We start from the raw sequence: 24,129 nt of genomic DNA on the forward strand, positions 1-24,129 counted from the left end.
GGTCCACGTTTTTCTAGAGCAACTTCGCCATAGCGGCGTCGATGGCGTTCGGGTCAGACGCGTTCTCATCTTTCCCGTCCGCATCAGACTGCGACGAAGCCAATTGATCCAAAACATCGGTATCAACTGAACCGTTCGCCGTCGTATCGACCCATTTCTCGTCCGCATCGAAGGTCTCGAACACAAGCTCATCAGCGGAGCGAGAGTCATCGACCGACGTGCCGCTATCGAGAGGCGCGATCGGCTCGCCGGCACCAACGGTCCCCGCATTGATCGGTGCCAACGATGAGGAACTCGATGTCGAACCGGTTACGACCGATTGTGGCAACGGCTCGCTGACGCTTCCCGAGGTATCACGACGGTTCAGCTCGTTGATAACTTGCAGAGCGTCGATCTCGGAGATGATTCGGTTACCCGACACGTCGAAGTAACCCGCACCAAACGACACGCCATCCCACTGATAGGTGTCCGGCGGAATCGGATCATCGGTTTCCACGGTCAAGTTCGCCGCCGTCGGGATATCGCCTGTTCCACCGAATCCGGTTGCACTCGCGTATCGGTTGAGGTGGTTGATCACCAACAACGCGTCGAGCGCGGAGACTTCACCGTCGTCGTTGACGTCGTACTGAAGGTCCGGGTTCTGCAGACGGCTGGCCACAACTTGCAGGTTGACCGTCGCCAAACCGCTGCGTCGACCATTGGAATCGGCAACCGAATATTGGAACGAGTCCCGTCCACTGAATCCGGTCGCAGGCGTGTACCGAACTGTACCGTCGGAAAGCGGCGTTACCGTTCCCGCCGATGGGCCGGACTCGATTACGATGCTGGTCGGATCGATCGTATCCGTGGTGTCTGGGTTGTCGTCAACCTCATCCGGATCGGCATCGTTGTTGAGGATGTTGATAATCAGCGACTCACCGACGTAGGCGAGAGTGTTATCGTCTCGGACAACCGGTGCCGCATTCGGACTGATGGTAACGCGACCACCTTCGCTCAATGCTCCCTGATCATCGCGAACGCTGTACTCGAACTCATCAAATCCAGGGAAGTCCGTGAACGGGTTGTAAACGATCGTTCCGTCTGGATTGATGCTGACTTCACCGAAGGCAGGCTGGCTGGTGATTTCGATCGAACCTGGAAGGATGACTCCGTCGATATCCTCGTCGTTGGAGAGGACATCGATGGTGGTTGGTCCCGACGTGTTGAGCGTCGGCGTATCCGGGTTCAGTATCGGAGCGTCGTTGACTCCGGAAACGTTCACCGTCACCAGCACACTGTTGCTAGCTCGGTTCGGCGTCACGCTTCGTCCCGCACGGTCAGTGACCGCGTAGCTGAACGAGTCGGCGAGCACAGGAGCCGGAGTGTTGTCATCCGGAGCACCGCGCAAGGATTGCAACTCGCGAGCAGCCGTATCGATGGTCACTTCACCTGTATCAGGATCGACGATTCGGCCGGTCGGATTGTAAGTAACCGTCTGTGCCTCGGGGTCAAACGTTACCAGTGCACCGCGAAGGCTTCGCTGCACCAACGGCATGTCCAATCGCAACTCATCGGGATCGGCGTCACCGAGATCGATGTCGACATCGTTAGCGAGCAACTCGGATGCAGGAATGACAAGGATGTCGTCTTCCGTAGTCGGTGCCAGAAGATCACCGACGGGCGACGGGAAGTCATTCACCGGCGTGATCACAACCTGCAGCGTCACCGCCGAGCTCTCCGCACCTTCGGAGTCGAACGCAACGACTTGCAATTGAGCAACACCGTTGGCATTCGCCGCTGGAGTGAAGGTGAGGATTCCGGTCGATGAGATTGCTGGTTGGCCATCGGTTGTGAACAACGCTGCATCCGTATTCGAAACCGGAGTCACGCGGAAGTTCACGACCTGTGACGACTCATCGGACGGCCCAGGCGACACGCTCGTCGCCCACGTCGCGGTGTAAGGCCCACGGTCTTCGTTGACCGTCACCGTTCCGCCGGAGACGAACGAAGGCGAGTCGTTGACCGGATTGACATTGATCGTGAACGTCCGGATGTCGGAGGCAAACACATCACCGTTGCCTTGGTTGTCCGGACCTTCATCGAACAACTGTACCGTGAACGTTGCTGAACCATTGGCGTTTGGTGCCAAGGTGTAGTTCAGCGATGCGGTACCGTTGTCATTGACCGTCGCGGTCGGTTCGACCGTGAACAGATCATTGTCTCCGCTGTCGAACAGGATTTCGAAGTAGAGCGGTTGGCCAGGCGTGGTATCGTTGCCGATTTCGTCGTCCGCACCGGGAGGTCCGGCTTGCACGTTGGTTGCCCAGTTGTCGATCGAGACAACACCGCGGCCGCTGCCGTCGTTGAAGTCTTCGTCGCTGGTGACATCTCCCGCACCACTGAACTGCGGAGCGTCGTTCACCGGCAGTACTTCAAACGTCACTGTACCCGATGCGGTCTGAGGTTCGCTCTGAACCAAACCGTTGGTACCCACCGGCACCGTGACACCATCGTCAGTGACGGTGTAGATGAAGTTATCCGGACCGACGTAGTTCTCACGCGGCGTGTAGCGGAAGAACGGGCTGCCCACCGAAGGCGTGATCAGCACGAGCGTTCCACCCTGCGCCGTCGTTACCGGGATCGGCTGCGTCAGTTGCAACGACTGATTGCCACCCGGAGTGATGTCTTCGGCCTCGTTGGCCGGACCGACTTCGAATACGTCGAGCAATCCGGGGTTGGTTCCGTCGCCGTTTAGCAACACGTCAAACGAACCACCTTCGGAGACATCGAAATTCAGCGGGTTTGTTTCCGGCGTGTTGAACTCATCGGCGATCACCGGGCGGTCGTTGACCGGTTGAACATCGATCGTCAACGTGACCGGGATCGACGACTGCAGGTCACCACGCGAGCTGTTGTCACCACCATCGTCGTTGAGCACGATCGCAAATTCGAACGTGCCGTAAACGTCTGCTGCTGGTTTGTAACGCAGTTGTCCCTGTTCGTTGATCGTCGGGAAGACTTCGAAGAACTGCTCGAAATCGGCGTCATCAAACGTAAGACTCGTTTCGGTGAAATTCAAGTTCTGCCCGGTACGTGAACTGATCTCGTCGAACGCACTTTGAGCAGGCCCGGCGGAGATACCAAACGCAAACCCGTTGATGATTTGCAGCGGTCCGTCTTCGGCGACTTCGTAGTGCAAGTCGAGGGTTGAAAACTCAGGACGGTCGTTTACCGGATTGAGACTCAGTTCGACTCGCGAGGTCGCGGTACGTCGGTTCTGCACCAGAGAATTGGTATCGAGCGAGTAAGTTTCGCCGTCACCAGGGTTGTCATCACGAACGGTGTACTCGAACGAATCAACCGCACCGTTGGCGTTGTTGAAATCTGTCGGCGGGTCATACAGCAACCCAATCAACAGTGGGTTTCCGTTGCCATCGACTTCGGTCGTCGAGAAGCGAGGCGTCAACGTTCCGCCGAGCGATGTGCTCGTCGGGAAGTTGAGCAACTCGAGTTGCTGAGGACCACCGGTTGGGACTTCCGCGGTACCGATATCGCTTTCGTTCGCCGGACCGATGTCGTAAATATCCAACAATCCGATACGGGTGTACGCCCCGATGTTGACATCGCCTTCCACGTCGGTAGGCAACATACGATCGCGATCGATCGGGATGAAATAGCTGCCCGTTTGAACTTGGTCGGTTTGACCGTCGATAGGCTGCGTGTTGTCTTCTCGCAGCGTGTAACGAATCGTCGCTTGATCTTGGAATCCATCCCCGTCGGTATCAAAACCGCTGTCAACCGAATAGCCTTCGTCGCTGTAGCGACCGTCGATGGCATCGATACAAGTCAACGCAGCCAGTTCGGCCTCGGAGAGGTAATTCGGATCATTCGGATCGTCCGACACGTTGTTGACAACGCACTGAGTCGTTCCCGCGATACTCGGGTCGATTCGCGGCGCGTCGTTGACAGGTCGAACGTTGATCGTGACAAGTTGCGGCGTCGACAGAACGCTCGGGTTGTCGACTTCAAACGCGACAATCTCGTAGACCAACTGCCCGAACTGGTCCGGTGCCGGGAATACGGTCAGCGAACCTTCCGTGTCACCGGGGGTGTAGTTGATAACAGGAGCACTGTCCATGATCGACGCGTCACCGGATACCAAACGCGGTGCAAGGAAATCCACCAACTGCGTTTGAACTTCGTCGAATGCACCGGCCGGTCCGGCAAAGATCTGCGAAACGAAATCATCGATTGTTGTCGACGTATTGTCGTCACGTTCGAGGACATCGATCGATATCTGGCTATCGAACGTTGGTGCATCGTTGTCGGCTCCGACGGTGATCGTCAGAGTTCCGGACTCGGTCGACACCATCGGATTGAGGTGAGTGACGCTCGCCGGGCTCGTCACGGTGGTCAATCCGTCGTCGATGATCTTGTAGGTCAACAACTCACGTGCCGAGAACGGCAGTTGCTCGTTGTAATCCAACGGCGGCGTGTAGTGGATGTTGTCGAAGTATCGCAGGGTTTGTCCGTTGACGACTTCTTCGGCGATCGTGAAGCGGAAGATACCTCCCGCATCACTCACCAAGCACGCTTCATTCGGACCGCACGGATCGAGGGTACCGATCGATGCCGGGTTGGCCGAAACCAGCGACGGGTTGGTTTGCAGGTTCAATGTGCCACCGGCGACACCGACTTCGATGATTCTCAGTCCCGGAGTCTGCTCGGCTTCGTTGAACGGAGCCTGCAGTCGTGGATCAAAATCACCAGGCGCGGCTGGCAATTCACCTGCGACTGCCTGATCGAGTACCTGCAGGGAAACACGTGCCCGATCGGCAGGCAAACCGAAGGCTCCGATTTCGGCGGTCGCCCCGAAGCCGATCGATCGCAACTGTTCTTGCAACGCGATCGCGACTTCCGCTGCGGTACTGGTCGACGTGAATGCCACCGCGACGTCCGAACCGACGGAAGGAACACCGGATACATTGAACTCGACAATCGTCTCGTCGCCACCAGCGTCACTCACACGGATACGTTGCCCATCCTGAAGTTCGCCACCGTCGGGAACGATGATGTTCGTCCCGTCCACGGCGACTGCGGAAACGGCACGATCAATTGAGATCGTCTGTGCGTCACTGAATCGCACTCCGCCGGAAACCACTTTGGCTCCCACGCCGAGGCCCTGCAGTGCCGTGGCCAAATCAGCGAGCACTGGGTCGAGCGTGCCAACCGGGCTGTAAGCGATCGCGACCGTGCTCCCGGTCGATGCCACGCCCGTGACATTGAACTCGACAACAAAGTCTTGCCCGTCGTCGTTTGTAATCGTAACGGTCTCGCCATCGATGATTTGCGACAAGGCTGGCAACAACAGGTCCGTACCGTCGAACTCGATCGCCGACGCCGGGTCGTTGATATTGACTGACACGACATCGTTGACCGTGACATCCCACTGCACAAACGTCAAAGCGGTTGCCGAGACGTCCGAGGCGTTCGGATCTGCCGCGTCGTTGAGGGCGTCGGCCAATCGTGCCGATAGATCAGGAACGGTATCGCCCGCCGAGTACGAAACGAAGACGTACGATGGGTCGCTCGCGGTTCCGGTTCCGAACTCGACAGTCGTTGTGCCACCGGAGGCGTTTTCGATGACCAGCAGTTCTCCGTTTTGCAACATCGATCCGGCCGGCAGAATCACATCGCTTCCGACAACTTGGATCGCGGAGGTTCCGTTCGCTGCGGCGATCGAAGTCGCACCGTTCACACGAACTCGGAACTCGGTTTGCGACGTTGATGCGGCAGCCGCCCCGACGCCTTCAGCCAACATCGCTGCGGCGAGTGACTCGGCCACTTGCTGCGACGAATCGGCAGCAGTGTAGGAAACCGGATTCACTCCCGACGCCACACTGCCGGTAGTCGTGAATTCGAAGACGTGCTGTTCGCCTACGGTGTCCATCACAACGACTTGCTCGCCATCACTCAGTTCACTACCGGACGGAATCGTGATGACCTGCGACGGTGCGTCCACGGTCAACATTGTCGGTGTACTGATCTGATCAACAATGTTGGCATCGTTGAATTGGACCTGAGCCCCAACGGCGGTTCCGCCGAAGCCGACCGCACGCAGTGCTTGCTCGAGACGTGTTGCGATGTCGGAGGCCAAATCACCATCGGCGAAGCGAACGGCGCGATCGATACCCTGTGAAGCCACTCCCGACGTATTGAACTCGATCGCAGCACGTTGCCCGTTATCCGCCGTCAGGATCAGGACTTCGCCGTTGATCAGGTCTTCAGCGTCGGGGACCGTGACGGCAAAGCTTGACACCTGAATCTGCGACGCAGCCGAAGTTCCTGCACCGAGCAAATCAGCAGCGGTAATCGTCAGCGACGTGTCCTCGCTCGTTCGACGTAGGCGATCGTAAGCGACAGGAGCGTCGTTCACAGGAGCAACGAAGATCGTCGAGGTCACCATCGAGGTTCGACCGTTGACGGTTCGAGTCCCGCGGGAGCCCGAATCGAAGACGTCCGCAACATCGGTTCCCTCATCAATGCCGCTATCCATCACGGTATAGACGAACGTGATTTCCCCGTAGACGTCCGCCGCCGGAGTGAACGTGATCATCCCGGTCTGAGGATCGAGCGAGATTGATCCGCGACTGAGCGTATCTGGCGACGCGTTATCCATCGCCACATCGATCACTCTCAGATTGCCATCGTTGGCGATCAAAGGATCAATTTCATCAATGGCACTCGCCGGTCCGGTTACATCGTTGTCCAGCAAGTAAGACGTTGGGAACACCAGAACGGAATCTTCCGTCGGAGTCGGACGGGTTGCCGGATTCGTGAAGAAGTTCAGGTAGCGAGTGTTCACAGCTCCTGTTTCGTCCGTCAATCCGACGTAATCGGTTGCCAGTTCCGGAGCATCGTTACGAGGAGTCACTCGAATCGTTGCCGTAGCAGTCGCTTCGGTCGCGGTGACCGGTTTTCGCAAGAACTGATCACGTTGCCCGCCGCTAATGAAGTACGGTGCGGCACTCAGATCATCCGAACCGAGGTTCAACGCGTTGAGGTTATTATCCAGTTCTGTCGGCAGGACCGAGATTCCATCGTCCATCAAGGTGAACGTGAACTCTTCGAGCAACAACTGACCGAGTGCTCCCACGTCACTGTTGAAGTCTTCCGCCGGCGTGTAGAGAACACGAGTGATCCACTGCGGATTCGTATCGCTGTTGAACTCGGCGACCAATGTTCCACCGTGAACGGTCGTGATCGTATCGACCGCTCCGCCGGCGGTGATCGTTCCGTTTACGGTCGCGATTGAGCGAATCAGGATGCTTTGGTTCGACTCGTCTTGTGGTGCACCCGTTTGGTTTGGATCGAAGTCTGGAACCGCCGAAGCGATCAGATCCGATGCGTCGATCGTCAGGGTCGGGTCCGGCCCGTTCGTTGTTGGCTCGAACGTGACAAACGTCTGATCGCTAGCTCCTGGATCGTCGTTGTCCGGCAGCACGTTGATCGTGACGGTTTCATACTCCACGTCATCGGTATCCACTCCGCCGGCATTCTGTTGTGTCGACAGGCGATAGCGGAATGTATCGACGCCGTAGAAGTCTTTCGCCGGAGTGTAGGTGAACGAACCGGTCAGATCGTCGCCCGCGGCGAGATCGACAACAAACAGTCCACCCTCGGGAGTCCGATAGACAAGCTGCGTTTCAGGGTACGCCGCACCGTTATCGTCGACCAAGATCCGCGGGAGGTCGACAAAGTAGCGGACCGGCAGAATCTGCGAACCAAGGTTATCGTTGGTCAACAGAGTCTTGCTGTTAATGTCCAACGGTGGGTTCGCCGCAGACAGCGAGGCATCGATTCGCAGTGGAGTGTCCTCCAACGCGATGAATTGGTCACCGAGTCCCGATGGCAACGGAACTTCGACACGACGCACGCTGACAAGGTAATCCTCGACTTCGCCGCCGATCGCGACACCGGTTGGGCTCGTGTTGCCCGAGTTGCTCAGACGGACACGCATCCACGTATCGATGTCGGCCACGTCGCTCGGGGTCATGATCGTCAACGTATTGAGTCCGTCGACAACCGGTTGATTGAACAAGACCTGCTCGGAAGTTCCGGCATCGAAAACGCCATTGCCGTTGAAGTCCACCCAAGCGTCGATCAGGCCGCCTCCGGTGACAAACACCTCGACATTCGTTCCAACCGGATCCGCCGGATTCAGGAAGCCAAAGACGCGGTCGGACTGCGACGCATCAAATGTCATTCCGTTGTCTTCGTAACTGCCGAAGAAGTACGCAGGAGGGTTCGAACCACCTTGATTGAACGTAATCACCGAAACACCGTCTTCGTCGTCGATGGCGGTCAGTGTGACCGTCGAAGCGTCGTTGGCGTCGATCTCACTGAGGATGCTGCCACCGAATTCCGACAGGCTCGATTGAACCACGTTCAACAACGCTTCGGCGACCTCTTCGGTCGTGAAGGTTGGCTGAATCAGAACCGGGACACTCCCCGGACGCGGGTTCGACGCCGGATCAACAAACTCATAGGTTAGCGATCGATCCGCGGTACGAAGAACCAACAGTTGCCCCGGAACCGGCACGGCGGTGAACGTCACCGACAAAGAATTCGGGTTGGAATCATCGACGGTAAACCCGCCCGCAGTGAGCGCGGACTGCGTTTGAATGACAAACTCACGAGCCCGTGCTCCTCCGACGGAGACGGAATCCAATTCGATCTCATCGGATGCCGTCGCACTGATTGCCGCGTCGAGGTCAGTCTCAACGTTGGTGATGTGCGTTTGAATCGCCGCGAACAAGGACGCTGTCACGTCGTCGACGTCATCGCCCGAAGCGATCTCGACAGCAACGCCAGGTCCATTGGCGGTCGCCCCTGCGTTGACGAACTCGAATTCGTAATCAGTCGATCCGATGAACGCACCCGGGTTCGCCGGATCCGGTGTCAACACGGTGATTGTCACCACGTCGCCGATTCGCGGCATCGCGGTCACGGTGATTCGAGCGAACGTCGGCGTGATGACGTCGCCTGCCACCGAAGTCGCGCCGACCGTCAGCACGTTGTCGTCGGAAACACCGATTCCGGAGCCGACCGGTTGACCGTCTGATTCGGTGTCGACGTATCGGCCCAATCGGCTCGACGAACCTCCGCTGACCGCATGGCGTGCACCATTGCCAGGGACGTAGTTCGCGTCGGAAGTATCCAATCCAGGCGTCGGCGATTGCAACAGCGTGCCATACTCGGCCGGTGCGTCGCCAAAGTCGAACCGTACATCCGGCATGATGATCGTGAAGCGAGTTTCGTTGTTCGGGCGAGTCGGATTGACAGGATTGCCTGCCAAATCGGAGATCGCAAGAATCGTCTCGGCCGAGGTTTCAACGGCACCCACGCCGCCCCGCGTCACCACTTCCTGGGTGCCCGAGAGCAACAACACACCGCCGCCCGGCGAGAATACGTCCACTCCGATACCGGCTTCCGTGATCGCTTGCTGCACCTTCGTCGCAACCGACACGGCCGGGAACGAATCACTCGGCGTGAATTGAACCGGAATCGCTCCGCCGCTAACACCACCAACCAGCAGTGCTTCACCGACGACTGCCGGACCAGGGACAATGTCGACCGTCGTGAAATCACTCCCTTGACCGGACGCGATTTCACCGAGCGTGATCACGTCGCCACTGCGTTGCACGTTCAATTCGTTTTCGAACGTGAGTGCAACTGCGGCTTCGAGTGCTTGAGCAATTTCGGTCGAATCGGCTGTCGGATCCACCACGACCGTGATGTTGGCTGACGTCAACTGAGGGTCGATCGTGAACAGGAACGTTTCGGTCTTGCTGCCAACACTGATCGTCACAGTGGTGCCGTCGATCGTCGATCCCGATTGGGTACCGGGGACGGTCACGTTCAACGAACTCGTAACGCCCGGTGTGCCCGTCAAAGACAACTCGGAATCGAGCAAGTCGACAACGTCGCCTTCGAGACCACCAACCGATACCAATCCATTTCCGATTGAGATCGCACCGCTCAGGTCAATGTTCGACCCACGCAACGCTGTCGCGATGGCATCCGCGATTTGATCTGGCGTGTCTGTGCGACTGAATTCGACGCGGCGACGGGTTGCGGTTTGATCGGCAGGATCAAACGAATCGTTTGAATCAAACTCAAACGTGATCGTCGTGTCGCCGCGGGTATAAGTGAACTCACCTCCGTCGACAACCGAATCGACCGTTCCGGTTTTGATCAGCCCGGACGAAACATTTGCCATGTTGATCACATGTCCGGGCAACGGGGTGCTCGACTGGACCGCAGGCAAGGTTCCAAGCTGAATCGAATCGCTACCAACCGCAACCGGAGCCAAGCCGAGTAGAGTCGCGTAGTTAATTGCGTTCGGAGGACTATCGGCGAACTGCGACGGATCGAGAACACGCAGGATCGCGTCACGGACTTCCGTGACCGTTCCCGTTGCCGACAATGGAATCGCCACATTGGCACTGGCGACCGATCCAGTGGTGTTGATTTCAAACGTGTACGTCGTCAAACCGTTTCGCGACGTGATCGAGAACGTGTCGGTGTCTTGGAAACCGTCCTTCGTGTCGGTCACGACGAACGTGTCGTTTTGCGGAACAGCGAGAGTGTACCCGCTATCAAATTCGAGGACGGTTTCACGTCCCGTGTCATCGGTAACGACGACTTGATCGCCATCCGCGATGGAACCACCCGATTGCAGTTCGATCACACGACGTGCTTGGTTATTAAGCGTGATCTCATAAACGGCGTCTTGATTCCAAACACCGGACAGCGGCGTCAAGCGAATCGTGCGGCTGTTTTCACTGTAGCCAAACGTGAAATCACGTCCCGGCAGCAGTTGCTCGCCGTTCTCGGTCATCAGGACCGTGTCGCCGTTGATCGTGTCGGCATCCAAACCGGTCCCCGCTTCGTCGATCAGCTGAATCTCGAAATACTCAACGAACTGATCCGAGTTCACCAATCGAACAAACGATTGTTGCGGGTCGGTGTCGCCGGTCGTGTTCGGATCGGTTGGCGATCCGGCGGCCACTTCGTCCGGTGCATCAAATGGATTGTTGAGCACCGCGTTTGGACGTCGGAAGTCGGCACGGTCCACCGCACCACGGTCGATAAACGGATTCAAACCAACACCGCCGGAAGGCGATCCTGCGATCCCGTCGACACGCGGTTGGCCGTAGATATCGAAACTCGGTGCCAAGATTGGCGACGACGCAATTCCGATCGGCGTCTTCACCGTGTCCACAAAGTCACTGCGATCGCTGAGCGAGTTAAGCGAATTGTCGATCAGCAAACTGCCTTCGGCCGGCAGATAGATCGACCGGGCTTCATCTTGGAAGACCGGATCGCCATCTGGAATTACGATCGATGTCGAACTCAACGGGAGAGTACTATCGACACCGTTGCGGGAGAAGACATTGCGTGCCGTCACCGTGCCACTGGCTTCCACCGTATCGACCTCGATGCCGGTGTCGGTGTCGACGATCACGTTGTTCATCAACGTCGGCGCGGCGCGGCCGCTCACTTCGATACCGATTCCCGCGGTGACAACCGTGTTGTTGACCACTCGGCTGAACAAATTCGGAGTACCGTACTCGCCGTTGTCATACGTACCGCCACCGATCTGAATTCCGACATTCCCCGACCGTTCAACGACGTTGTTGAAGATCACCGCACCTGGAATCAGGCTGCTCGGGTTCGCGTTTCGGGTCAGTCGAGCGCTACCTGGACGTGTCGAGTTGTCCTCGGCAATGCTCTGGGTGTAGCCACGGAATTGTGTTTGTTCGGCGTAGAAGGCTTGACCGGCTTCACCAATCACCGACGAGATACCGACATCCGCTGAATCGCGAATGAAATTACCTTCAATGATCAATTGTCCTTGGTCGGAGACACGATTCTCATCAGTCTTTCCAAAGTGATAATCGACCAGCAACACGTCGCGATCGGGAACGCCCGGATCTCCGGTCGGACGGACCGACATGAGGTACTCACCCGACTGAGCGTCCTCTGTCGAGAATGGTCCAGCGTCTCCCGCATAAGGTGCCGTGCTACTGATGATGATGTCATAGTAGCCGGACTTGACTGGGGTGAATTGCAGATTCGCACCCGCCTGCGTTTCACCGAATCCAAACGTCGGTGCGGTGAAGTCCGATATGGCCGGACTGCCATCGGCCTGCTGTGCAAACGCAAAGTTGAGTTCAGAGAACGTGAACCGAGTGCCTTGTTCGACGATCGCCACAAACGGCAACTGCAAACCTTGCCCCACTCGGAACAAACCGGTGGTATCGACATCAATATCGATGCCCTTGCCGGCCTCGAGATAAACGCGAACGGTATCAATATCGATTGTTGGTTCGGACCCAAGAATCGCCCCGTCATCGGCACCGGTGCTTGGCGGCACGCCAATATCGACTGCATCACCAATCTTTCCTGTCACAAACAGGGTATCGCCATTGACGTACCCTGGTACCGCTGCCTGGGCGAGTTCATCACTGTAGACGACATAGTCTACGGTCCCTGCGTCGTGATCGATCAATGAAACGCGACGACTCGTGTAGTTGCCGGCGAAGGTTTCCTCAGCAACCATGTCCAGCGTCATCGTGCGTCCGGATCCAGGATTGACGAAGATATCCGCAGAAACCAGTCGACGATTTCCATTGGCATCAAATCGGTATTCGTTTCCGAACAGTTCGACCCGACTCGACGAAGAAATACCACTATCGCGACCATCTCCTGTTGCCGCGGTGATCGCAATCGAGTCCTGTGCCTGTTCGGAGTTGATGGCATCACGAATCTTCGCGGCAATTTGTTCGGCGGTGTCAGCCGGATCAAAGACAATCGGAACGTTTCCAGATCCGGTGGCAACTCCGGGCTGATAGCGACTATCAAACTCGAACGTCAGGCGGTCCGAGCCATCATCAAGCACGAACGTATCACCGTCGATGAGGTCGACTCCAGCCGGTGCGACAATCGTCACAGCACCGTCGACCAAACGATCGTTCGTGTCGAAGGATCGACCAGCTGAAAATGTTTCATTGAGCAACAAATTGACCGGATCGTAGTCCTGAGGGACACCGTATTCATCAGCCGTCCGGATCTCCAGGGTATATCCCCCTACGAGGATTTCGTCAGGATTCTCAGGCTGGACGCTGTCAGGACGTGAATCCGGAGTGTAGGCAGGATCAAGAACGAAGTTGGAATTCCCTGCTGCGCTAAGGTAGTTGTCGTAGACGACTTCCTCGCCACGCTCGGCAAAGCCGACGATGATATCATCAATGTATACGCCAGAAACTTGGTTGTTTGATGCCGCTATCGTCGAGATATTCCCCGAACCGAAACCGGTCGGCAATCCGACACCAAACTCATCGCCAGGCATGCTCGTGTTATCTAACGTTTGATTAAGTCCAAACGTGCCTGGATCGGTAACGGTTACATTAAAGAGCCGAATACGATCGCCACCGTAGATTTTAAAATTGTCCTCGGAAGCAACCAAAGACGCGTCGCCGTTGAACGAACTTGAGAACAGCTCAATTCGCCCGAGGCTCTCGGCGAGAGCCTGACGCAATCGCTCGGTGACCTCCGTGGTGTCCATCATCGCGTCCACGATGACCGGCACAGCCCGCGTGTCGTATGTGTTGACCGTTGTCGAGACGGTAGCTTCAAAGCTAACAATGCTCGAGGCCGATTCGAGTCGAATCGAAGATGCTTCCAAGACCAGGATTTCGCGTCCTGATGTTCCATGCTGTCGTGCTAGATAGGAAGCATCGATTGTCTGCAAGAACGCGTCGGCAACTTCCTGTGGGGTAAAGCCTGCTTGGTAATTGATCGCGAATGGTGAAGTGTCTGCCGCATCGGTCGTGAAGTAATACGACTCACCAAAGCCGGTCGGGGCATCTTTCCGGAAGATGGTTAATGTCTCGCCATCAGTGATCTCGGATCCAGCCGGGAAGGTGACCGGGATCGCATACGTATTCGCTTCGTCAGCCGCGACAAACGTTACTGCGGGACTTTCAATGACGAAGGCGTTGGCAGCCGGACTATCCACACCGATTCCCGCTGGATTGGGTGCAGCCAGCAGAACCGCCTGTGACCCCGGACTGCGGTCGAGCAACTTGTCAACGATCTGCTGCGATACTTCTTCTGCCGTATCGGTTTCGTCGAAGAAGATTTGAATTCCGCCCGTATCGGCGACATTGCTACCGCGACGCACGAATGTCAATTCAACTCCCGGGCCGCCCCATCCGGATAGGAACACCGATTCGCCTGTCTTGAGATCGGCCGGTTCGGGAATCAAGAGCATAAACTGCGGGGTTCCGGTTTGGTCGACCGCGAGCCGCGTTGCACTCGGCGTCACATTGACGCCAACGTTTCGATCATTGAAGACCAAATCGCCTTCGGAATTGATCGACGCTGCCCCCACTGGCAACAGACTGAGAATCGTGGCCGCAACGTCCGCTTTCGTCTCGCCTGAGTCGAAGACGATTTCATCCGTTGCGCCGAGTGTGGCTTCCGTGCTACGAACAAAGGTCAGTGTGAACAGTGTCCCATCCAGATCGATGCTTAGCTCTTCACCCGTTGACGCTTGGTCACCCGAAGGAACCACGAGGCGAGTCAATGCGTCGTTAACCAAAACCGGATTTGCCTGACCGATCTGGATCGATTCGTCGACTTGCACGTCAGTTGCCGCGAGGAACGAAACTCGTCCCAACCCGTTGGTACGCGGCTGCAACTCGCCGGGCATCGCTGCGGCGACTGCGGTCGCAACTTGGTCCCGAGTCATTCCCGGTTGATAACTGATCAGCACTTCCGGTCCGGTGGTGACGCCATCCCCGAGGAACGCGATTTGGTCAGTGGCACCAGGAACCGCAACCGCCAAACCATCCAATGCGACCAGAAGCTCGGCCACAATATCGGCGGCCGCGTCGGTGCTTTCGTAGACGACTACACCGGGTTCAGAAAACAACGTTCCCGCGGAATTCTGTTCCAAGAACACAACCGAAGTGCCGCCCAATACCCCTTGATCAAAGAATAAGCTTTGGAAGGTGCTGATCGAAGCACCATCGGTCGCGGTGTAAACGATCGCATCAACCGGAGGAGCACCGATCGCGTCATTGAGCGGCGACGGATCAACATCGGTCGCGATCGCCGTGGCGTCGAAGAACGCAATCGAGTTGCCTTCCACTACGGCATCAACATCGAGACTTAGGGCGTCACGGATAGCGAGTGCCAGATCCGCAGCACTGCTTTCAAACGCGTCACCACTGAATGCGACGGTTCCAGATATACCTGGACCACCGAAGCCGGCGAAACCGCCTGTGAATCCAAAATCGACAAACTCAATTGTCGACGAACCGGTGGATGTTGTGACCGTGAGCGTCTGCCCGTCGACAATTTGCGAACCACTTGGGACCGTCATCCCGAGAAGCGAAACCGTACCGGTCGTTACCGGCGAACCACTGCTGATCGATGATGGAGCGGTCGAGTTTTGGAACCGAGCAACGACTTGGTTGCTACCCAGTGCTGCGGCCTCGGCAGCATTGGTAATCATGAACGCATCGCCGTCGTTCAGTTCACTTCCAGATGGGAAAACAACATCACGGCCAACGATGTTCTCGAGAATCACACTATTGAAGTCATCACCCAGAATCACGGTCTGATCGCGATCAACGAGATCCTGCCCTGCCACGCCAACTAATTCGACGCTACCAAAGTGGGCCTGCATCGCACCGGCGGTTGAGAAGTCAAACCGAATCCGGACGTTGCTGCTACCAGCAAGAGGTGACAAATCGGCGCGCACCTGACGCCATTGGTTCTCACCGTTGTCGTCGAACACCGTTTGAACCGGGATGCCGGTCTCGCTGTGATAATCGTACTCGTCGCTATTTGGCAACGAACGATACTCATCGTTGGTTGCCAACAGCCTCCAAACCCCATCGTCACCAGCACCGAACACTCGGAAACTGTCCCGCTGTGCTCGGTTTGGCGTGTAGTCGTCGTTGTCTTCGACCTCAAGGTGATAGCTGAAGTAGAGTGCCGGCTTGTCTTCCGAGGAATACTCCCGCAAATCGAACGGATCGGAAATGACACTTCCGTGACTACCACCCGGCGCGAGTTCGCCGAGAGGATCTCCATCGGCACGCGAGAGAGTGTTAGTATCTTTCGAATTACCATTATCGATTTCAAACCCGAAGTAGAGGCTGCCACCACCGTTCGAATCTACCCGCGATTGATCGTAATCGGTTTCTTGTCCGTGTCCGCCATCATCTCGACGATCAGTCGTTGAGTGCCACGGGTTCACTTCCAAATTGCTGAACGCGAGCCCAATTGGTGTTCGTCCCACCGACGCGCCCGTAATGTGACTAAGCTGAACCGCATAGCGACCTTCGTAGAACACCCTTGCCGGTTCGGTGGAGAACGTGCCGTCATCGGCTTGCTCGAGCGTGAATGCATAGATCCAACCGTCATTAGTCGTCGCAAACAGCGTCTCACGGTAAGCTTGGTCTTCCACCGCCTGCGGCCCGAAGGTGACACTCGTAAAAATCGGCGTTGTTACGAAGTGATCCGGATGAGGCGTCACCGTTCCGTAGTAATCGGTCGGAATCACACGCTGATAACCCGCTGCCGTGCTGGTTAGGGGAGCATCCACGTTGTCGAATGGACTGAAAACATGAATTCCTCCCGCGTTAGTCGTCGCGACCAACGTGTTGAAGCTGTCGGGGAACGCGGCGATTCCCGAGATGTTTCCTCCGTCCGCACCTCGTGAGGCGTCAAACAATCCAGTGTCAACGATCCCAAATTCGACTTCATCGGAGGCGGGACCATAGACGGTGTCATAAGGCGTCCCGTCCGCGAAGTCCCGATCGTTATCGTCGTTTGTACTTCCGCGGGATGTGATCTCACCGTCAATCGTAGCCGCTGAGTAAACAATGTTATTTCGCAGCAATTGCGGAACCTCGCCCCCGCGACCGCCGTTATCACGGTTACCCACTACCCAGAACCGTTCGTTGTCGTTCACAGGGTTGTTGTTCAGCGTGGTGTTCCCATTGGATCGCGGAAACGCCAACGCCGTCACTAACAACTGAGCGTTCGGATCGGCCTCGACCGCACCGCCCGCTTCGTTGTTTCGCGAGAACGAAATCCCGTCGTCACCGTCATTGGTCGAGGCACCGTTGACGGGCGAGATATTGAGGTAGTTACCGGTGTTGCCATTGCTAGGTTGGTTGTTCGGAGGCAAGTTGTAGGTATACAACTCGCCGTCATCGCGAATCGCCATATTTGCAGTCGCCGGACCGAACTGGCCGATCAAACGTTCCATAGTCCCGGTGAACGGGTTGAAGCTCGCCAGGGAGGTGGCATTGTTGCCCGAAATGCCTCCTTGATAGGAAACAAACAGTCGAATGTCGTCGAGGGTGTACGGAACGGGCGACGCCTCACTGAACGCGGGTTCGAGAATCGGTCGCTCAGCAGTATCGTCAATAAACCGACTAACCAGTTCGACAGCTCCTTCGAAGGAATCTCGCGAGTATGGTCGAATCGAATTGAGCGGACGCAGACGAACATTTGGGTCCGTAGCGTTCTGCTCAAAGAACTGATCCAATACCTCCGGCACGACCGCTTCACTGCTGACGGCAACGTAGTAGGTGCCTTCGGGCAATTCGACAGGGCCGATGTAAGCGTCCGATGTACCGGCCGAGCCACCACTGAGGTTCGGCATGTCGATACCTTGTAACGGCCGCCCCTGATCGTCGGCCACGTTGCTATCGCGACTGACCAGAATCAATCGTCCCTGCGAATCGTAAACCGACAGGATCGTGTTCACCCGGGCTAATTCATCGGCATAGTCGATGTCGAACGTTGTGGTGACAAAACGATTCTCGCTATCGAACGTATCCGGCTCAATCTGCTGAGCGAACAAATCGACTTGATAAACGTCGACATCCTCGAGTCGTTGATCGAGCAACGATGTGTACAACTGCGGATTGGACAACGAACTGTTCAGGTTGCCGATCTCGCCGGTCACGACCAACGATCCGCGATCGGATGTCAGTAGGTTACCGAGCGGTTGGGCGGTATCGATCGATCCGTCCAAACGCGAGTCGACCGCTTCGCGAGTTTGCTCATCGCCGCTGTTGCGATCACCCGGTGTCGGATCGATGTAGATAACTTCTTCGCCGGCGGTTCCCGTCAGCGGGCTATGGAGTGCCGAACCGGCAACGTCGATCGCGGTGGTCGCATAACGAATATCAGCACCACGAATCGTCGAACCAGCCACCTCGTCGACGGCGTTCAAACGCAAGCCCAGTTCGTATTGGCCTTGAGTTTCCGAATCAGCACTGCGAACTCGCACGTAGTACGTCGAGTCTTTTCCGATGTCGCCTGGCAAGACGACCCGCATACCTGCGTCGAGCACGTTGGGCGATTCCACATTGCCGCTCGACAGACCGGTCGGCAACGACCGCACGTCATCGATGGACACGCCCTGCGAAAGAGCTTCGTTGACGAAAAGGGATTCATTCCCGATCGCTTCGGCGAGAGAGTTATCGCTGCGTGCGATGACCTCACCACCAACGGTGACCAATTCAATGACCGTATCGAGCCCGGTCGTGGTCTCATCGACGTCAAAGTAGACCGCCGTGCCACCCTTGGCCGAGAAGCGGTAGGTATCGATATCCTGATCTGCGGCCAGCGTTCCACGAACCGTGATTCCTAAACGCAGGTTTTCGTCGCCGGCGTATTCACTCTCAGCCAAAGCGCCGATGATCTGTGCGTTCTCAGGGGCGAGGTTCGTCGCGATCGCTCCCGCCTCGCTACGCTCACTCTCGTAAACGTAGGCGACGTTACGGTCGTTGGCGTACGACTGCAATTGCAGACCGATCCAATCCCCGGCAGCGGCGGTTGAAATCTCATTGCCATTGGCATCAACGGGCAAACCGGTGTTGCTCGTATCGCGTTGCGAAAGCCCATCGGGAGTGAAACCGGCACCGACGGAACTGTCATTCAAACTCGTCATGACAACTGGGAAACCAGGTGCGCCCAACACCTGCAGCGTACCGCCGATTCGATCATCGATATCGAGCGGACGTCCGCCACCGACGAGCGTGCCGTTCGGTCCGAACTTCACAACCAACGATTGATCCGCTTCGCTCCGCAGTCGCAGCGCCCCGTAGTAGTGATGCGTCAGCGAGAAGATGGGCCCTTCCACCACGTGAACAATATCGGTGTCATCCCACACGCTATCGGTGGTAACGATCTCGCTGCGAACCCGCATCCCGTTGATCGCGTTGTTACTGAGTTGGTTATCAGCCAACAACGGTCCTTGGTTGTCGAGTCGTGTGACATAGCGATCAACGCCTCCGGTTGAGCGACCGGCATCGGTAACACCCTGGAATTCGAGCGCATCCGGGTTGATGCTGACCGCAGCACCTTCCCCGTCGGCGATCACGTTTCCGATCAATACCGGCTGGGCACCACGGATGAAAATTGTCGACGAATCGTTGAAACCACGACCGACTCGCGTATCGAACGGATCCGTATTTTCCGACGTGCCGTCTGCGTTGTTGGCGAAGACGGAATTCACCACTCGCACGTCTGCCTGCAAGATCTCCAACGCGTTGAAGTTAGCCAGCCCGCCTTCAATCGGTGCTTCACCACCGCCGTATCGAACGTCGACGTGATCGAAGCTACCCGTCGCTCCCTGACGCAGCATGATACCGCCCCAGTCACCGGCGGCCCCTTCGCTCGCTCCGTCATTGTTCGTATCGAATGTTCCACCGACGCCATACTCATCGTCGTTACGCGAGGTGAACACGATCGGCTTGGAATCGGTGCCTTCGGCGTAGAAGTCCGCTCCAAAGTCAACTTCGATGCGAGCGTTGTCGAGTTTGACGATCACGTTCGGATCGATCGTCAATCGCGCGTCGTAACGCGGCAGCAATTTCGCACCGCCGTCAGCTTGATCGCCCAACAGGCGTCCCAGGAAACTACCGTCACCAAATTGATTTCGACCGTCGTCGAACAGTTCTGTTTCACCCAAACGCAGTTCAGCAATCAGCGTGTATTCGCCGGACGCAGGATCTAATCGATACACGTTGGTTCCGATGAACTCCTCCGGGGCAACCGGAAGATTCTCCAGCAGGATTGCCCCGTCCTGCCCCGCAACGACCATCGACGTTGGCGCGCTGGCACGTGTTTCGCCACCGTAACGGTCTTCGAACGTGATGCGATAGTCGTACACACGATCCCGCTCGAGTTCGCCGGATCCGTCAAAGCTAGTTAGCGTAACCCCACCCGCATCCGGTGCCGCGATGATGTTCGGTGCTCCAGCTTTGGTTTGCCCCGTGTCTACCAACGTCCGACTAGAACGATCGAGTCGTTCGACCAACTCATAGGTAACGACGCCACCGACCACCGTACCACGGTACAGATTTCGTCCGGCAAATTCAGCCGGTGCGGTCGGAAGATTCTGCAACGTAATCGACCCGTCCGCGCTCAGGGTACGACGACCGGTCGGCAAACTGACCAACGACTCGTCTCCTTCGATCGTTACAAACGTCAGCACGTATTCGTACTCACCCGCGGCGAGATCCCCATTCGTCGTCGAAGTGAACGTCACGTTACGAACGTCCGGTCGATCTTCCAACAACAACGGTCCGCCGGGCGATCCCGCGATCGTCAATACTTCGCTGATCGCGTGCACGATATCGGTATCGTCGAACCGACCGCTCACGGTCAGTTCTTCGCGTTCGCCTGCAGCAGGCGTGTCGACTCTCACGAACAACCCATTGATGGTGTTTTCGGTGAGGTTATTGCCAACAATCTCAGGACCGACACGGTCATAGTCGCTCGTAAACGGCGCAGCGACCTGGTAGCGAGGCGAATGGAAATTGTCTTCGCGGAAACTGTTCGGGTCGGCACTGATCGCGGCACTCGCGCTGAACGAAATCTCGTTGTAGATCAGCGTCGGTCGACTTTCATCGAGTTGGATTGCCGACACCGGGGTCTCCCGGACGCCTGTTCGACCACCGCCGTACCGAATGTCTGCGTGCGAGACATAGTCGAGGAAGATCCCGTCGTCTTCCCAGTTGCCGCGACCTTCGGAGTTATCGATATCGTTGCGGAATTCGATCCCTGCCCAATGTCCGGCCGATGGGTTCGTTTGCAGCGAATTGGTATCGAAACCGACACTCTCATCGTCATAACTCGTGAAGATGACAGAGGATCCCGGCGTACCGAGCACCTGCAACGCCGCCAACGATCGGTCTTCATCAACCGATTCACTACCGACCACGATCTTGGAATCGCGGAACTTCAAGAGTGCCCCGGCATCGATCATCACCGTGACGTTCTTGGGAATCTCAAAGGTCTGTCCGTCGGCGAGAATTGCGTTGCTGCTACCGCCACGTCCAAACTCGTAGGCCCGGTTATCGGACTGGGCAAGCTGCGCTTCATCGATTGTCGGCGTGGCCGGATCGTCCACCGCGGTGACCAACCCGTCGTCGCCCGCCGAAGGCAACAAACGCACGAGGTCACCAGGCTGAGCCGCATCGAGGGCACGCGAAACAGTACGGTACGGCGCGTCCAAACTTCCATCGCCCGCGTCGTTCCCGTCGGCGTCTTTCACCACAAAGATCGTTCGAGGTGTCGTTGCGGCGGCATCATCCGGAGCGACTTTGAACCAGAAATTGAAATCCCCACCGGCTTCGCCGTCCGCGTCACCGTCGAGTCGAGTTCCGTTGGCATCCACCAACGCGTTGGAACTGGCGACTCCGATTGAAGAATCAAACGTAACTCGCAGTTCATAGTTGCCTTCACTGCGACCGTCGTTCGCCGTGCCGGCTTGCTCACCGTCGTAAGATTCATTTCCGGTGCTGCTGACGCCGATAACGTAGTCACCTGCCGACAGATCAACCTCTAAGTACGAGTCATCGCCGAATGAGTCATCGTTGCGAGCGACCAACTCAAAATTGGATGTCCCCCCGACACCTTGCGTGACCCGGAACAATTGAATGGTCGTGTCGAGCAGGCTCGTGTCAGAAAGTCGCTGTGCAAACGTCTCGAGCGAAAGACGACCGAGGATCGCATCATCAGCAACGTTCTCACCGACAGGAGCATCGACAGAGAACGAGTAGAAATCGACATCGCTACTTTCGGGACGATGCAGCGCCTGACCGATCGTGATGTCACTCTGGCTGAGGAAGTCAGGTTCACTCGGCAACAGCGGGAAGCCGGACGCGTCGGTGCGGATGTCACCATCGGATCCGTCGCTGAAATTCCCATCGTTGCTGTAGATCTCGCTATTGGGTTCGTCCGGGCTGCTGCCGCCGGCCGCGACACCATCGGGCAGTTCAAAGAGGTTGCCGATCCCCAACAGGTTGCCGACTCCGCGGAGGGCTTCGACAAACCAACTCGGTCGGGCGTCGGGCGACAAACCGTAACCGTCGTACCAACCTTCATCGGCTTCCAAGACGAGAACGCCCCGCGACGGATCACGTTCGTTGACACGGTACAAACTATACGGAGTCCCTTCACCGGCACCGGTATCGGCCGTTTGCTGAATCGCTCGCAAGTCACCGGTAACAATCTGCAGTCCGGAATCTTCCGTCTCGACGAACTTCACACCGAGGTGCTGTTCATAGAGATCGAAAATCTCTCGGGCACGTTCCTTTTGCGCCGACGTGATTGCTGTGTCGAGCGGTCGACCTTGTGCGTCGTTTCCGTAGAGAGTGGCAAAGTTATAGGGAAAGACGTTGATACCGGTGGTGGTATCAATGCGACCGACCATGCTGTCGTCGCGACGATACTCTCGCGAGCCCGGGGCTTCATACGCACCCGGCCACGGTGGAACGTAGCTCCCCGAGTTTTGGATCGAACCGCCCTGCACCAAAACACTTTGGATACCGCCGGCAGGATCGAAACGAATCTCTTCCGTCTTCACCGTCTGGACCGGTCCAGCCACTGTCTCATCGATGACCACAACGTCGCTGCTGTCGAACGAATCATTGGACGGTACCGTCGTCGGGTTACCACTCTCGTCGAGTGCCTCGGTTCCTTCCCCTGGTACTTGCAACACCGTCGGCGCGTCGGGCAACGCATCGCCACTGCCGACGCGCAAGCGGAACGTCCCCACGCCGTCCGCGTTGCCGGTTAAAACAGACAGGTCATCGGAGAACCGAAGAATCGCCAATGCCTGCGTCGGATCATAAATCACCGTCTCGGGCTGCAGACGCAGATCGTCCGTGTTGTCGACCGTTTCCTCGGTCAGGAACAACTGATAGAACTCCGGCCGAACGACCGGCAGGGTCGACGTGGTTTGACCGGACTCCGGCGTCGCGCTGTTGGTGATCGTTCCCGCGCTCGGGTTGGAGAGCGGGTCGTTGTTGAAGTAAACGTGAACTTCGTTGCGCGCTTGGTCCCGATTTCCGGCGACGCCCGAAACCGGTTGTGGAACGACGGCAACAACACGCGGACCAACTTCGACTTCGAAATCGATGTTCAACGACGGAGTCGCCGAATCGACTTGGTCGGCCGGCAAGATCGCGTTTCCGTCGGTGTCACGAAGCGCGGTGATGTTCGTGTTGATCGAACCGCCGTTGGCGAACACGTCGTTGTTATTGACGTCATCGTAACCTGCGATCTGGATTCGGTACCGATCGTCCGGCAACGCCTCGACGAACCGTGAAACGACGACGCGGTCACCGACTTCATCATCGGCAAACCCTTGGAACCCCGGCTGAATCAGAAACTCGTTCCCGTCATCAAAAGTTCCATCCCCACCGGAACCAATGATGCGAATCCCACCGAGCGTTGATTCATCGAGCCGGGACGTGCCGTCAAATCGGAACGTCAACTCACGCGGTGCCGAGTCGAGTCGGTTTTCGGTACTCGTCCCATCGAGCCGGATCTGCGAATCCGCTCCCGCCTCGACACTGACCAATCGCGGGCCACTGAGAATCTCAGCAGCGAGCAACTCGCGACGTTCGAGCGTTTGATGATGCAGCCGACGTGACGTGTCAGTCGATTTACGACGCGGAGCGACCTGGCTTCGCCGAGCGTTTCGACGGGAAGAAGTACGAGACACTCGCGAAAGGGGGTTTCGTCGATGGGTCATGA

General features: G+C 57.1%; 1 protein-coding gene. It reads right to left on the reverse strand.

Going from position 1 to position 24,129, the window contains the following annotated elements; all coding sequences use genetic code 11:
- Nucleotides 1–13: 13 nt before the first annotated feature.
- Nucleotides 14–24,097: a tandem-95 repeat protein gene (locus RSSM_RS20545; protein WP_008683250.1), complete on the reverse strand. Its 24,084-nt coding sequence runs from the start codon at nt 24,095–24,097 to the stop codon at nt 14–16.
- Between the last annotated feature and the right edge of the window lie 32 nt (nt 24,098–24,129).

The organism is Aporhodopirellula sallentina SM41 (genome assembly GCF_000346505.1).
GTDB lineage: Bacteria > Planctomycetota > Planctomycetia > Pirellulales > Pirellulaceae > Rhodopirellula > Rhodopirellula sallentina.